General features: G+C 72.3%; 9 protein-coding genes. 6 read left to right on the top strand and 3 right to left on the bottom strand.

From position 1 onward, the window contains the following. Nucleotides 1–33: 33 nt before the first annotated feature. From ABZ858_RS29545 to obgE, 6 genes are all read left to right on the top strand, one after another. Nucleotides 34–1,983 (top strand): TIGR03960 family B12-binding radical SAM protein, encoded by a 1,950-nt coding sequence (locus ABZ858_RS29545; protein WP_361385188.1) that lies wholly within the window; start codon nt 34–36, stop codon nt 1,981–1,983. A 103-nt stretch (nt 1,984–2,086) separates the two neighbouring features. Beyond that, a complete protein-coding gene (locus ABZ858_RS29540; protein WP_361385185.1) occupies nt 2,087–2,872 on the top strand; it encodes a TIGR03936 family radical SAM-associated protein in 786 nt (261 codons plus the stop codon). Nucleotides 2,873–3,149: 277 nt separating this feature from the next. After that, nucleotides 3,150–7,448 (top strand): Rne/Rng family ribonuclease, encoded by a 4,299-nt coding sequence (locus ABZ858_RS29535; RefSeq protein ID WP_361385182.1) that lies wholly within the window; start codon nt 3,150–3,152, stop codon nt 7,446–7,448. 266 nt (nt 7,449–7,714) lie between these two features. Then, nucleotides 7,715–8,035 (top strand): 50S ribosomal protein L21, encoded by a 321-nt coding sequence (gene rplU / locus ABZ858_RS29530; protein WP_004931419.1) that lies wholly within the window; start codon nt 7,715–7,717, stop codon nt 8,033–8,035. A gap of 13 nt (nt 8,036–8,048) precedes the next feature. Beyond that, complete coding sequence (gene rpmA, locus ABZ858_RS29525) at nt 8,049–8,303, top strand: 50S ribosomal protein L27 (protein ID WP_217239943.1); 255 nt, start codon at nt 8,049–8,051, stop codon at nt 8,301–8,303. Nucleotides 8,304–8,451: 148 nt separating this feature from the next. Continuing rightward, a complete protein-coding gene (obgE, locus tag ABZ858_RS29520) occupies nt 8,452–9,888 on the top strand; it encodes a GTPase ObgE (RefSeq protein ID WP_361385178.1) in 1,437 nt (478 codons plus the stop codon). A gap of 85 nt (nt 9,889–9,973) precedes the next feature. On the opposite strand, the gene ABZ858_RS29515 is transcribed toward obgE, so the two are convergent. From ABZ858_RS29515 to ABZ858_RS29505, 3 genes are all read right to left on the bottom strand, one after another. Beyond that, nucleotides 9,974–11,509 carry a hypothetical protein gene (locus ABZ858_RS29515; RefSeq protein ID WP_361385175.1) on the bottom strand — a complete coding sequence of 512 codons (1,536 nt, stop codon included), beginning with the start codon at nt 11,507–11,509 and terminating at the stop codon, nt 9,974–9,976. Between the two features lie 61 nt (nt 11,510–11,570). Next, complete coding sequence (locus ABZ858_RS29510) at nt 11,571–13,835, bottom strand: CDP-glycerol glycerophosphotransferase family protein (protein ID WP_361385172.1); 2,265 nt, start codon at nt 13,833–13,835, stop codon at nt 11,571–11,573. A 49-nt stretch (nt 13,836–13,884) separates the two neighbouring features. Beyond that, nucleotides 13,885–14,784 (bottom strand): glycosyltransferase, encoded by a 900-nt coding sequence (locus tag ABZ858_RS29505; RefSeq protein WP_361385168.1) that lies wholly within the window; start codon nt 14,782–14,784, stop codon nt 13,885–13,887. Nucleotide 14,785 lies beyond the last annotated feature (1 nt).

Raw genomic sequence — 14,785 nt, 5'->3', positions numbered from 1 at the left:
GTCACCCCCGTCAGCTCACGAAAGTGCCCCACGATGACTGTCGAGTCGGTCTTCCCCCAGCTCGAAGCCTTGCTGCCGCACGTGCAGAAGCCGATCCAGTACGTGGGCGGCGAGCTCAACTCCACCGTCAAGGGCTGGGACAGCTGTGACGTGCGCTGGGCGCTCATGTACCCGGACGCCTACGAGGTCGGCCTGCCCAACCAGGGCGTCATGATCCTCTACGAGGTGCTCAACGAGCAGGAGGGCGTCCTCGCCGAGCGCACCTACAGCGTCTGGCCCGACCTGGAGGAGCTGATGCGGGAGCACGGCGTCCCGCAGTTCACGGTGGACAGCCACCGCCCGGTCAAGGCGTTCGACGTGTTCGGCCTGTCCTTCTCCACCGAGCTGGGCTACACCAACATGCTCACCGCGCTGGACCTGGCGGGCATCCCGCTGGAGGCCAAGGACCGCACGGTCGACGACCCGATCGTCCTGGCGGGCGGCCACGCGGCCTTCAACCCCGAGCCGATCGCCGACTTCATCGACGCCGCCGTCATCGGCGACGGCGAGCAGGCCGTCCTCGACATGACGCGGATCATCCGCGCGTGGAAGGCCGAGGGCCGCCCCGGCGGCCGCGAGGAGGTGCTGCTGCGCCTGGCGAAGACCGGCGGGGTCTACATCCCCGGCTTCTACGACGTCGAGTACCTGCCCGACGGCCGGATCGCCCGCGTGGTCCCCAACCGCTCCGGCGTCCCGTGGCGCGTCTCCAAGCACACGGTGATGGACCTGGACGAGTGGCCCTACCCCAAGCAGCCGCTGGTCCCGCTGGCCGAGACGGTGCACGAGCGGATGTCGGTGGAGATCTTCCGCGGCTGCACCCGCGGCTGCCGCTTCTGCCAGGCCGGCATGATCACCCGCCCGGTGCGCGAGCGCTCCATCACCGGCATCGGCGAGATGGTCGACAAGGGCCTCAAGGCGACCGGCTTCGAGGAGGTCGGCCTGCTCTCCCTGTCCTCGGCGGACCACAGCGAGATCGGTGACGTCGCCAAGGGCCTGGCCGACCGCTACACCGACGACAAGATCGGCCTCTCGCTGCCCTCCACCCGCGTGGACGCCTTCAACGTGGACCTGGCCAACGAGCTGACCCGCAACGGCCGCCGCTCCGGCCTCACCTTCGCCCCCGAGGGCGGCTCCGAGCGGATGCGCAAGGTCATCAACAAGATGGTCTCCGAAGAGGACCTGATCCGCACCGTGGCCACCGCGTACGGCAACGGCTGGCGGCAGGTCAAGCTGTACTTCATGTGCGGCCTGCCCACCGAGACCGACGACGACGTGCTGCAGATCGCCGACATGGCCACCCACGTCATCGCCAAGGGCCGCGAGGTCTCCGGCGCCAACGACATCCGCTGCACCGTCTCCATCGGCGGCTTCGTGCCCAAGCCGCACACGCCCTTCCAGTGGGCGCCGCAGCTGAGCGCCGAGGAGACCGACGCGCGGCTGCAGAAGCTGCGCGACAAGATCCGCGGCGACAAGAAGTACGGCCGCTCCATCGGTTTCCGCTACCACGACGGCAAGCCCGGCATCGTGGAGGGCCTGCTCTCCCGCGGCGACCGCCGTACCGGCGCCGTGATCCGCGCGGTCTACGAGGACGGCGGCCGCTTCGACGGCTGGCGCGAGCACTTCTCCTACGACCGCTGGATGGCCTGCGCGGACAAGACGCTGCCCGCCTTCGGCGTGGACGTCGACTGGTACACCACCCGCGAGCGCTCCTACGAGGAGGTCCTGCCCTGGGACCACCTGGACTCCGGCCTGGACAAGGACTGGCTCTGGGAGGACTGGCAGGACGCCCTGGACGAGACCGAGGTCGAGGACTGCCGCTGGACGCCGTGCTTCGACTGCGGTGTGTGCCCGGCGATGGACACCAGCATCCAGATCGGCCCGACCGGCAGGAAACTGCTGCCGCTGACCGTGCGGCAACCGGCCGGCAGCGGGCACACGCACTGAGCGGCCCGCCGCACGTACCCTTGATGACAGCAGGACCGTACTCACGAAGGACTGAGCGACACTGGGCAAGCGACAGCCCGTAGGCCCGCCGCCAGCACCCGCGGTGCAGCGCATCCGACTGCGCTACACCAAGCGCGGCCGCCTCCGGTTCACCAGCCACCGTGACTTCCAGCGCGCCTTCGAGCGCGCGCTGCGCCGTGCCGAGGTGCCGATGGCGTACTCGGCGGGATTCACGCCGCACCCGAAGGTGTCCTACGCCAATGCCGCACCCACCGGCACGGGCAGTGAGGCGGAGTACCTGGAGATCGCGCTCACCGCGCCCCGCGACCCGGAGCTGCTGCGGGTCCTCCTCGACGAGTCGATGCCCGCAGGGCTCGACATCGTCGAAGCGGTCGAGGCCCGCACCTCCGGACTCGCCGACCGGCTCACCGCTTCCGTGTGGGAGCTGCGGCTGGCCGGCGTGGACCCGGCCGAGGCGGACCGCGCGGTGGCGGCCTTCGACGGCGCCGAGGCCGTCGAGGTGCAGCGCCTGACCAAGAACGGCGTACGCACCTTCGACGCCCGGCCCGCGGTGGTGAGCCTGCAGAGCGTGACGACGCCCGAAGCGGCGGCTGATAGGCCGACCGACCAGCCTTGTGCGATACTGCGGCTGGTTGTTCGGCACGTGACGCCTGCCGTACGACCCGACGACGTCCTGTCCGGTCTCCGCGCCGTGGCCGACCTGGCGCCGCCGGTCCCTGCAGCGGTGACCAGGCTGGCGCAGGGGCTGCTCGATGAAGAGACCGGCACGGTGACCGACCCGCTCGCGCCCGACCGCGAGGCAGACCCGGCCGCCCCGGCCGTTTCCGAAGGGGCCGCCGGCGCCGCCGCCGCGAAGGCACCTGCTTAGGGAAGGTTCCGTAGGGACGGACGTCGAAAGCGCCGCCCTCGTACTCGGGAGCCACCTGGGTCGGGCAGCGCACCGACCAGAAGACTTTCGCCAGGCCGTACGCGACAAGGCGTACGGAACCGGCGAGACAGGACACGGAGAGCTCCCGTGCGGCGCCCGCGCCCCGGACGGCGGCCATCGCGCCATCGCGAGGCCGCGGACGTCAACGGCGGCCGGTCGATGCGATCGGCGCCGGACCAGGCGCGGCGCCCGGGAGCCTGACGGGAGATTCGCCCGCATGCTCGAACCGACCGAGCCCACCCAGGGTTCCGAAGAACTGAACACCCCCAGCGACACCCTGCCGCCGCGCCGCCGGCGCCGTGCCGCGTCGCGCCCGGCGGGACCGCCCGGTGCCGCCGGGGCCCCGGCCGAGGTCACCGCTTCGGCCGTACCGCCGGCCTCCGCCGCGGATCTCGCCGGGGACCCGGAGCCGCAGCAGGCGGCGGCCGCCGAGGAGCCCGCTCCCGCGCGCCGTACCCGCCGCCGGGCCTCCGCGCCCACCGGGACGCCGAAGACCACCGCGGCCCCCGCCGCCGAGACCGTCGTCCCGGTGACCGCCGGCGAGGAGACCGAGGCCGTCGACGAGACGAGTGCCGGGTCCGTGGAGAGCGGCGAGGCCGCCGCCCCGCGCCGTACCCGCCGCCGCGCCACGCGCAGCGTGTCCGCGCCCACCGGGGACGAGGCGGCCGCCGAAGCCGCGGAGACCGTCGTGACCGCCGCGAGCGGCACCGGGGAGACGGCCGCCGAGGCGCCCGCCCCCGCCCGCCGCACCCGGCGCCGCGCCGCCGCGCCCGCCGAGGCCCCCGTCGAGCCGGCCGCCGCCGAGCAGCCGCAGGCCGCCGAGGCGCAGGCCGAGGAGGCCGCCCCGCAGCGCACCCGCCGCCGCGCCACGCGCCGCGCCTCGGCACCGGCCGGCGCGCCCGTGAGCGAGGCCGCCACCGAGGCCGCTCCCGTCGAGGAGCCGCAGGCCGTGGAGACGGCCGAGGAGATGCGGGCCGCCGAGCCGCAGGCCGAGGCCGCCGCTCCGCAGCGCGGCCGCCGCCGTGCCACGCGCCGCTCCTCGGCGCCCGCCGCCGAGGCCGCCCCGGAGCAGGCCCCCGAGCAGACCGAGGCCGCACCGGCCCCGGCTGTCGAGGAACCGGCCGCCGAGCCGCGGGCCGAGAAGGCGCCGGAGGCCGAGGAGGCCGCCCCGCAGCGGTCCCGTCGCCGGGCCACGCGCCGTACGGCCGCCGCCGACGTGACCGCGCCGGCCGCCGAGGCCGCGCAGGCCCCCGCCGACCGTGCCCCCGCCGAGGAGCCCGCCGAGGAGGCGGGTGCGCGGCGCGGCCGGCGCCGGGTGGTACGGCGTGCCGCCACCGGGTTCTCCGAGCCCGCCGGGCGGTCCGCCGGCCAGGAGGACGAGTCCTCGCGCCGTCCCGCACGGCCCGCCGTGGCCGTCTTCCAGCCGCCCGTCTTCGCCGAGCCGAAGTTCCAGTTCCAGACCCCGCAGCGGGCCGCCGCCGAGGCGGCCGCCGGAGCCTCGGCCGTCGAGGAGCCCGAGCCGGCCGAGGAGGCCGTGACCGAGCAGCCCGCACCGGCCGAGCAGGCCGAGCAGCCCGGCGCGCGGCGCCGCCGGCGCCGCCGGGGCGCCGACGAGGAGCCCGAGGACCGGGCCGCCGCGCAGGCCGCCGCCGAGGAAGAGGCGGAGGAGGCCGAGGAGGAGGACGCCGAGGCCGCCGACGAGGGCGAGGACGGCGAGGAGACCGGTTCGCGCCGCCGTCGCCGCCGCGGGGGCCGTCGCCGCCGCCGGGGCGAGTCGGCCGAGGCCGGCGGTGACGAGGACGCCGAGGACGGCGAGGAGGCCGCCGCCGCGCAGGCCGAGCAGGACGCCGAGGACACCGCCGAGCAGGTCGAGGAGGACGCGGAGGAGGACGACGAGCACGCCGCGGGCTCCGGCAACAGCAGCAGCCGGCGCCGCCGCCGGCGCCGCCGGCGCGCCGGTGACGGCGCCCCGGAGGCCGAGCCGTCCGCCGACGACCCCGAGCGCACCGTCGTCAAGGTCCGCGAGCCGCGCAAGAAGGACGAGCGCTCCGGCGACGTCACCGACGAGGTCCAGTCCATCAAGGGCTCGACCCGCCTGGAGGCCAAGAAGCAGCGCCGCCGCGAGGGCCGCGAGCAGGGCCGCCGCCGCGTCCCGATCATCACCGAGGCCGAGTTCCTGGCCCGCCGCGAGGCCGTCGAGCGCGTGATGGTCGTCCGCCAGCACGGCGACCGCACCCAGATCGGCGTCCTGGAGGACGGCGTGCTCGTCGAGCACTACGTCAACAAGGAGCAGGCCGTCTCCTACGTCGGCAACGTCTACCTCGGCAAGGTGCAGAACGTCCTGCCGTCGATGGAGGCCGCCTTCATCGACATCGGCAAGGGCCGCAACGCCGTGCTGTACGCGGGCGAGGTCAACTTCGAGGCGCTGGGCATGGCCAACGGCCCGCGCCGCATCGAGTCCGCCCTCAAGTCCGGCCAGTCGGTGCTCGTCCAGGTGACGAAGGATCCGATCGGCCACAAGGGCGCGCGCCTGACCAGCCAGGTCTCCCTGCCGGGCCGCTACCTCGTGTACGTCCCCGAGGGCTCGATGACCGGCATCAGCCGCAAGCTGCCCGACACCGAGCGGGCCCGGCTGAAGACCATCCTCAAGAAGATCGTCCCCGAGGACGCGGGCGTCATCGTGCGCACCGCCGCCGAGGGCGCGAGCGAGGAGGAGCTGCGCCGGGACGTCGAGCGGCTGCAGGCGCAGTGGGACGACATCCGCAAGAAGGCCAAGAACGGCAGCGGCAGCGCGCCGACGCTGCTGTACGGCGAGCCGGACATGACCGTCCGCGTGGTCCGCGACATCTTCAACGAGGACTTCTCCAAGGTCGTCGTCAGCGGTGACGAGGCGTGGGGCACCATCCACGGCTATGTCTCGCACGTCGCGCCGGACCTCGCCCCGCGCCTGTCGCGCTGGACGAGCGAGGTCGACGTCTTCGCCACGTACCGGATCGACGAGCAGCTCGCCAAGGCGCTGGACCGCAAGGTCTGGCTGCCCAGCGGCGGTTCGCTGGTGATCGACCGGACCGAGGCGATGATCGTCGTCGACGTCAACACCGGCAAGTTCACCGGCCAGGGCGGCAACCTGGAGGAGACGGTCACCAGGAACAACCTGGAGGCGGCCGAGGAGATCGTGCGCCAGCTCAGGCTGCGCGACCTCGGCGGCATCATCGTGATCGACTTCATCGACATGGTCCTGGAGTCCAACCGCGATCTGGTGCTGCGCCGCCTCCTGGAGTGCCTGGGCCGCGACCGCACCAAGCACCAGGTGGCCGAGGTGACCTCGCTGGGCCTGGTGCAGATGACCCGCAAGCGGGTCGGCCAGGGCCTGCTGGAGTCCTTCTCGGAGACCTGCGTCCACTGCAACGGGCGCGGTGTCATCGTGCACATGGAGCAGCCCTCGGCCGGCGGCGGGGCGAACGGCGGCAAGCGCCGCAAGCGCGCCCGCGCCGGTGCGGAGCAGCCGCACGAGCACGAGCACGAGTACGAGACGGCGGCGGTCCAGGCCGCGGTGCCGACCGCGGAGGAGGAGGCGGAGACCGAGGCGGAGGTCGCCGCCGAGGCGGCCGAGCCCGTCGCGCTGCCCGCGCCCGAGTTCGAGCCGGACGAGGAGCTGTACAGCTCCGTCGCCGAGGCGGAGGCGGCGGCCCGGCGCGGTCGCGGCCGGCGCCGGGCGAGCCGGCGGGCGTCCGCTCCCGCGGGCGCGCCGCGGGCGGCGGCCGACGGTGCCGCCGAGGTCCCCACCGCGCAGGACGTCACCGCCGCCGAGGAGAGCAGGCGCCCGGTGCGTCCGGAGCCCGCCGCCGAGGCGCAGGCCGAGCCGGTGGCCGCCGAGGACCCCGTGGTCCCGGCCGCGGCCGCCGAGCCGGCCGAGGCCCCGGTGGAGGACGCCGCGCCGAAGGGCCGTACCCGCCGCCGCGCGACCCGCAGGGCGTCGGCGCCGGCCGGTTCCCCCGCGGGCGCCGAGACGGCCGTGGTGACCGTGCCGGAGACGGCCGCGGCCCCGGCCGAGCCTGAGCCCGCGCCGCGGGCCGAGGTCGAGGAGGCCCCGGCACCGGTGGCGGAGCAGGCCCCGGCCGAGGAGGCCGCCGAGCCGGCCGCCCCGGCCCGGCCGCGCCGCCGCGCCGTGCGCAAGGCCACCGCGCCGACCGCCGCCGAGGAGACGGCCGTCGTGGTCGTCCCGTCGGGCGCGGCGCAGGAGGCGGAGCCCGCCGCCGAGGCACCGGCCGAGGCCGGTTCCGAAGCCGGGTCCGAGGAGGGCGCCGAGGAGGCCGCTCCGGCCAAGAAGACGGCCCGCAAGGCCGCCAAGAAGGCCACCGCGAAGAAGGCCGCCACCGCCACGAAGAAGACGGCGGCCAAGAAGACCGCGGCGAAGAAGACGACGACCGCCAAGAAGACGGCCAAGACCGCCAAGACGGCCACGGCCGCCAAGAAGGCGGCGGCGAAGAAGACCGCGGCGGCCGACGAGAGCTGAGCCGCCCGCCGGGGCGCACACGGTCACCGTGTGCGCCCCGGCACGGCGGCCCGGACGGCCGTGACCAGCGGCACATCCACGGGGCCCGGCCCGGTTTGACCCCCTCGGCCACGGCCCCGTAACCTTGACCGTCGGCGTGTCCTTCGAACATGCCACATCCCCGTAAACCTCTTCCTCCCGGGCCGGGCTGGCCGGGAGAGGTCGCCCGCGCCGCGGGCGGCTGGCCTGCGGGGGTGCCGTTTCCCGAGCGAGAGAGTGAGATCCGCGTGTACGCCATCGTGCGCAGCGGTGGTCGCCAGCACAAGGTTGCTGTCGGCGACATCGTTGAGGTTGACAAGATTTCCACTGCCAAGGTTGGCGACACGGTCGAGCTCTCGACCCTGCTCGTTGTCGACGGCGACGCTGTGACCAGCGACCCGTGGGTGCTGGCCGGCATCAAGGTCCAGGCCGAGGTCGTGGACCACCACAAGGGGCAGAAGATCGACATTCTGCGCTACAAGAACAAGACCGGCTACCGCCGTCGTCAGGGCCACCGCCAGCAGTACACGGCGATCAAGGTCACTGAGATCCCCGCGGCCGCGAAGTAAGGACTGAGGAGACATGGCACACAAGAAGGGCGCATCGTCCACCCGGAACGGTCGCGACTCCAATGCCCAGCGGCTCGGCGTGAAGCGCTTCGGCGGTCAGGTCGTCAACGCGGGTGAGATCCTGGTCCGCCAGCGCGGCACCCACTTCCACCCCGGCGCCGGCGTCGGCCGCGGCGGGGACGACACCCTGTTCGCGCTGCTGTCCGGTGCGGTGGAGTTCGGCACCCACCGTGGCCGCAAGGTCGTGAACATCGTTCCGGTCGCCTGAATCAGCTGATTCACGGTCTCGACCGAACTTTCGTCGCGCGAGGCGGACCTCACTTCCCGGTCGGGAAGCGGGTCCGCCTTTCGCGCGTTGATGAAGAGACATCTCGTACACCCGGTACGAATCCGTACGTTTCTGGAGGCACTGCACCATGACCACCTTCGTGGACCGCGTCGAACTGCATGTCGCCGCGGGTAACGGAGGCCACGGCTGTGCCTCCGTGCACCGCGAGAAGTTCAAGCCGCTGGGCGGCCCGGACGGCGGCACCGGCGGGCGCGGCGGCGATGTGATCCTCGTCGTCGACCAGTCCGTGACCACGCTGCTCGACTACCACCACTCGCCGCACCGCAAGGCCACCAACGGCAAGCCCGGCGAGGGCGGCAACCGCTCCGGCAAGGACGGCGAGGACCTGGTCCTGCCGGTGCCGGACGGCACGGTCGTGCTCGACACGGCGGGCGATGTGCTGGCCGACCTGGTGGGCCACGGCACCTCGTACGTGGCCGCGCAGGGCGGCCGGGGCGGCCTGGGCAACGCGGCGCTGGCCTCCGCCCGGCGCAAGGCGCCCGGCTTCGCGCTGCTCGGCGAGCCGGGGGACCTCGGGGACATCGTCCTGGAGCTGAAGACCGTCGCGGACGTGGCGCTGGTGGGCTACCCGAGCGCCGGCAAGTCCTCGCTGATCTCCGTGCTCAGCGCGGCCAAGCCGAAGATCGCCGACTACCCGTTCACCACCCTGGTGCCCAACCTGGGCGTGGTGACGGCCGGTTCGACCGTCTACACCGTCGCGGACGTGCCGGGCCTGATCCCCGGTGCCAGCCAGGGCAAGGGCCTCGGCCTGGAGTTCCTGCGCCACGTGGAGCGCTGCAGCGTCCTCGTGCACGTCCTGGACACCGCGACCCTGGAGTCCGACCGCGACCCGCTCTCCGACCTCGACATCATCGAGGAGGAGCTGCGCCAGTACGGCGGCCTGGACAACCGCCCGCGCCTGGTCGTCCTGAACAAGACCGACGTGCCCGACGGCAAGGACCTGGCCGAGATGGTCCGCCCGGACCTTGAGGCGCGCGGCTACCGCGTCTTCGAGGTGTCGGCGGTGGCCCACATCGGCCTCAAGGAGCTGTCGTTCGCGCTGGCCGAGCTGGTCGCGAAGGCGCGTGCCGCCCGGCCCAAGGAGGAGGCGACGCGGATCGTCATCCGGCCCAAGGCCGTGGACGAGACCGGCTTCACGGTCACCCGCGAGGAGGACGGCCTCTACCGGGTGCGCGGCGAGAAGCCCGAACGCTGGGTGCGCCAGACCGACTTCAACAACGACGAGGCCGTCGGCTACCTCGCCGACCGGCTCGGCCGCCTCGGTGTCGAGGAGCAGCTGATGAAGGCCGGCGCCCGCACCGGCGACGGCGTCGCCATCGGCCCCGAGGACAACGCGGTCGTCTTCGACTGGGAGCCGTCGGTGATGGCCGGCGCGGAGATGCTCGGCCGCCGCGGCGAGGACCACCGCTTCGAGGCCCCCCGCCCGGCGGCCCAGCGCCGCCGCGACCGTCAGGCGGAGCGGGACGAGTCGGATCAGGAGTTCGACGACTTCGATCCGTTCTAGGACGGTCGCCGGACGCCATGCGAAAGGGCCCGTTCTCCTCGCCGAGGAGAACGGGCCCTTTCGCGGTGTCGGGGTGAGCGGTGCGTCAGGCGACCGGGGCCGGTTCGGGGTCCGGTTCGCGCTTGGGGGTCAGCACGGGTTCGGACGGCTGTGTGCCGTCCTGCTCACCGAAGCGCGGCTTGGCCCACAGCAGCGGGAGGGTCAGCACGCCGATGAAGATCGGGCCGATCATGTAGCGCCACAGCGGTGCCGGGTTCGCCGCCAGCACGGTCAGCTGGAGGCCCAGCGTGACCGAGAGCAGCGCCGTGACGCCCTTGAGCCTGGCACGGCGGCGGTACAGCAGCACGATCAGGTACGTGGCGTAGCACCACGTCGCCCCGCGGAAGAACAGCCACTGGAGCTGCGGCACCTTGAACGCCCGCCACGAGAAGTCGGCGACCTGGTGCAGCGGCTGGGACAGCGGGCGGATCTTGAGCTTGGGCACGTACTTGCTGTGCTTGATGTCGTCGTTCCACTCCAGGTAGCTGAAGAGGGTCTTCGACGTCTTCGGGTCGCTCAGCAGCGTGTCGCCCTTGAGGCTCTTCGGGCCCGGGAAGACCGACCACGCGATGTGCGCCCGGCACACCCGGGCCCCGATGACGAGGTCCGGGGTCCGCTTGAGGACCCGCGTCCACAGCGCCATCAGCTCGTCGTTGCGCCGCGCCGCCTCCGTGCGGTTCATCGGCGGTTCCATGGCCCAGTCGGCGTCGTAGCAGTTGCCGGCCCGGCCCCCCCAGTGGGACAGCGGAGCCACGTCGGCCATCAGCTTCTTGTCGGCCTTGGTGAAGTAGCCCGGGTGCTCCTTGTAGGCGACCGCGATGTCCGCGTAGAAGAAGGCGTAGACGGCGTCCTTCGGCGGGGTCTTGATGCCGGCCGCCGGGTAGACCACGGTGCTCAGCAGCATCATGATCATCACTGGTACGGCCGTCGCGGCCAGGATCCACTTCCGCATCGACGGCAGGGCTATCAGCAGGATCGGCGCGGCCACCACGGCGACCAGCAGGCCGTTGTTGCGGAAGACCGCGAGCATCAGGAAGCCCAGGAAGAGCAGCCCGACGGTGCGGTAGAAGACCCGGTCGCGGACGGCCTGCCGGCCCCGGGCGCGGCGCGCCGCGAGGCGGGCCGCCGCGCCGAAGGCCAGGATGCCGCCGATGACGAACGGCACGTCCTTCCACACGAAGATGACGAAGACGGCCAGCGGCGGGGCCAGCGCCGGCACCACTGCCGCGACGGCCGCCCACCGCTGCCGCACACCCCACTCCCGCAGCGCCACGGAGCAGTAGGCGAGCACCGCCGACGTGGCGACGATCTGGGCCAGGGTCAGCAGCCAGACATCACCGGTGGTGTTCAGCGTCACCCACACCAGCGAGTCGTAGACCACGGAGTGGTTCGACTCCCAGGGGCCCGTGGTGACGTGCCAGATGTACGTGATCGAGTCGTAGCTCAGCGCACCGGGGAAGAACGCGGCCCACCACAGCAGGAAGAGAATCTGCGTCGTCGCGTAGACCGCCACGGGCAGTCGGCGCTGGGGCGGGATTCTCTGCCACTGCTTGCTGAGAAAGGCGTTGCGCGGGAGTTTCAACGCGGCTCCGCTGCGGTTCGGGGATGGAGGTCGGATCAGTCGGACGAACAGACTAATGGGTTCAGACGGTCTCACGGTCACGGGGGCGGGGCACCTCGGGCCGCTCCTGCCGCGCCGGGCGCGGCGGCACGGGACGCTCCCCGATCGGCAGGACCGGCGGGACCTCGTCCTGCCCGAGGAACACCTTGCGCACCACGCGCTCGGCCGCCCGGCCGTCGTCGAACTCACAGAACTTCGCCCGGAACGCGGCCCGGGCCGTGTCCGACTCGGCGCCCTTCCAGCGGCCGGAGACGAAGACGTCCAGCAGCTCCGCCTCGTCCCGCACGGTCAGGCCGGGGGAGTCGACGGTGACATCGAAGTAGGTGCCGCGGGTGGCGCGGTAGATCTCCCAGTCGTTCGCGTAGATCACGACCGGCCGGTCGAGGTTGGCGTAGTCGAACATCACCGAGGAGTAGTCGGTGAGCAGGCAGTCGGAGGCCAGGTACAGCTCCTCGACCGAGGGGTACGCGCTGACGTCGACGAGCCGGGCGCTGCCGCTGGTCCCGGTGGCCAGCAGGCCCTGGCCGTAGAAGTAGTGCGCGCGCACCAGGACGGTGAAGTCGCTGCCGACGGCCTCGGCGAACGTCTCCAGGTCCAGCATCTGCTTGGGCAGCTCGTGGTAGTCGCGGTGCGTGGGCGCGTAGAGGATCACCTTGGTGTCCTCGGCCACACCGAGCTTCTCGCGGGCCGCGGCCACGTCCGCCGCCGTCGCGTTGACCAGCTGGTCGTTGCGCGGGTAGCCGTATTCGAGACGCTCGTAGTACGACGGGTAGGCGCGGTCCCAGACGGCGGTGGAGAAGCTGTTGGACGTGAGGCTGTAGTCCCAGCGGTCCACGCGCTCCATCAGGCGCGGCAGGTTCATGCCGCGCCGGCCGACCGGGTACTCCGCCAGGTCGACGCCCATGCGCTTGAGCGGGGTGCCGTGGTGCGTCTGGACGTGGACCTGGCCGGGGCGCTTGACCACGGACTGCGGCAGGTTGACGTTGTTGACGAAGTACTTGCCGCGCGCCATGGCCTTCCAGAAGCCCAGCGAGCCCGGGTGCACGGTGGTCGTGCCCTTGGGCGGCCGGCTGGTGGCCTCGTCCTTGAGGACCCACACCGCCTTCATGCCGGGCGCGAGTTCCTTCGTCTTCTCGTGGATCGCGGCCGGGTTGCAGGAGTACGAGCCGTTCCAGTACGCCGAGAACACCGCGACGTCCTTCTGCACCGGCAGCATCCGCTGGGCGCGGTAGTACGCCTGCAGCACGCGCTTGCGCAGCTTCTTCTTCAGCCGGACCGGCACCGACTTGGTGCGCTTGAGCGAGCGGGCCGCCTCACGGGCCTTGTTCCAGTGCTTGGCCGGGATCATCTCGCCCTTGGACTTCACCGCCATGTGGCCCTGCGGGCGGTGGCGGCGGTCGGCCTCGGTCCAGCGCTCGCGGAACTCCGCGCGCGCGTCGTCGGGGAGCCGGCCGGGGGAGGAGTCGACCACCCGGATGTGGTTGATCATCCGCTCGTACAGCACGCCCTGCCACTGGGCGAACTCCGGATTGTCCGCGAGGAACCGGAAGACCAGGTCGTACTGGTCGAACACGTCGAAGTGCTTGCGGCTGGTGGAGTGCAGGATGCTGCCCTGGCGCCGCTGGCGGTAGTAGACGCAGACCCGGTCGAGCACCGCGATGGTCTCCGCGGCGATCAGCACCGGGTAGGTCCAGGGGGTGTCCTCGTAGTAGCCCGAGGGGTACTCGAAGCCCCACTGCTCGACGAAGTCCCGGCGGTACGCCTTGTTCCACGCGACCTGGAGCAGGTTGAGCAGCTCCGGATGGTCCTTGAGCGTGAAGGTGCCGCGGGGGGCCTTGGCCAGCACATCCGCACGCGAGTTCGGCGTGATGCGGCCGTCCCAGTGGGTGCGCGAGTAGTCGAACACCACCAGATCGGGGTTGCCGGTCTGCGCTATGCGCTGGGCCATGGCCTGCAGCGAGCCGGGCAGCAGCGTGTCGTCGCTGTCGAGGAAGAGCAGGTAGGTGCCCTTGGCGCGGGCCATGCCGGCGTTGCGGGCCCGCCCGAGTCCGACGTTCTGCTCCAGGTGCATCGCCACGACGCGCGGGTCGGCCTTGGCGTAGTCATCGATGATCTCGCCGCAACCGTCCGGGGAGCAGTCGTTGACGACCAGGAGTTCGTAGTCCTGGAAGGACTGCTCCAGCACCGAGTCCAGGCAGTCCCGCAGGAACGCCTGCACCTTGTAGGTCGGAACGATGATGCTGAACAGGGGTGCGCCGGAGCCGGAAGGGGATTGCGTCTGTGTCATCTCAAATACCGTGGAATCTGATGTGGGAGACAGGGGGGTGGCGGCCGGGTCAGCGCTGACTCGTGGACAGGGCGTAGCCGAGGAGCGTGCGGATGGTCTTCGACCGGCGCTGGCGCAGCGCCCCGGGAAGCATCGTCAGGGCGTGCAGCCGCATGGACAGGTGCCGGCGGGCGGAGCGGGCGGCCTTGGGCCAGCCGTGCCGGTCGAGTTCGTCGGCGATCTCGTGGAAGAACCGCACCGCCTCGCCGAAACGGGCGCCGGTGACGGCCTCGGCCGAGGACAGGCTGCCCGAGTGGCGGCGGTAGCGGAAGGCGGGCGCGGGGTCGACGACGAGCTTCTCGCCGCGCCGGACCAGCTCGATGATCAGGGCCAGGTCCTGGATGACCGAGAGGTCCTCGCGGAAGTTGACCGCCCGGACGGCGTCGGTGCGCCAGCAGATCGAGGGGAAGTACAGCCAGTTGCCGCCGAGCAGGTTCGCGGCCAGCGGCTCGCCGGAGAGCACCAGCCGGCGGCCGTCGTTCTTCGGCGCGTACAGCCGGCGCTTGACCTCGTCGCCCAGCGTGGTGGAGGCGTTGCCGTGCTCGTCGATGACCTCGACGCCCGGCTGGTAGATGGCCGCGTCCGGTTCGGCCTCGACGGCCGCGCGGATCGTCTCGACATAGGTCGGCAGCAGCAGGTCGTCGCTGCCGAGCATGGTGAAGTGCGTCGACTCGACCAGCTCGACGCACTTGCGGAAGTTGCGGGTGATGCCCAGGTTCTGTTCGTTGCGCTGGTAGCGGACCCTGCTGTCGCCGAGGGCGGCGAACCACTCCGGTACGCCCTCCTCGCGGCCGTCGTCCACGACCGTGAGCCGCCAGTCCTTGTCGGTCTGGTCCAGCACGCTGGTCACGGCGGCCTGCATCAGGGCGGTGTCGCCGTAGTGCGGGAGCATGATGTCGAGGGTCTGCACC

The sequence above is a fragment of the Streptomyces sp. NPDC047017 genome (genome assembly GCF_040644175.1).
Lineage (GTDB): Bacteria > Actinomycetota > Actinomycetes > Streptomycetales > Streptomycetaceae > Streptomyces.
Note: the sequence above shows the minus strand (reverse complement) of the source record. Positions and strands in the feature narration are given on the sequence as shown.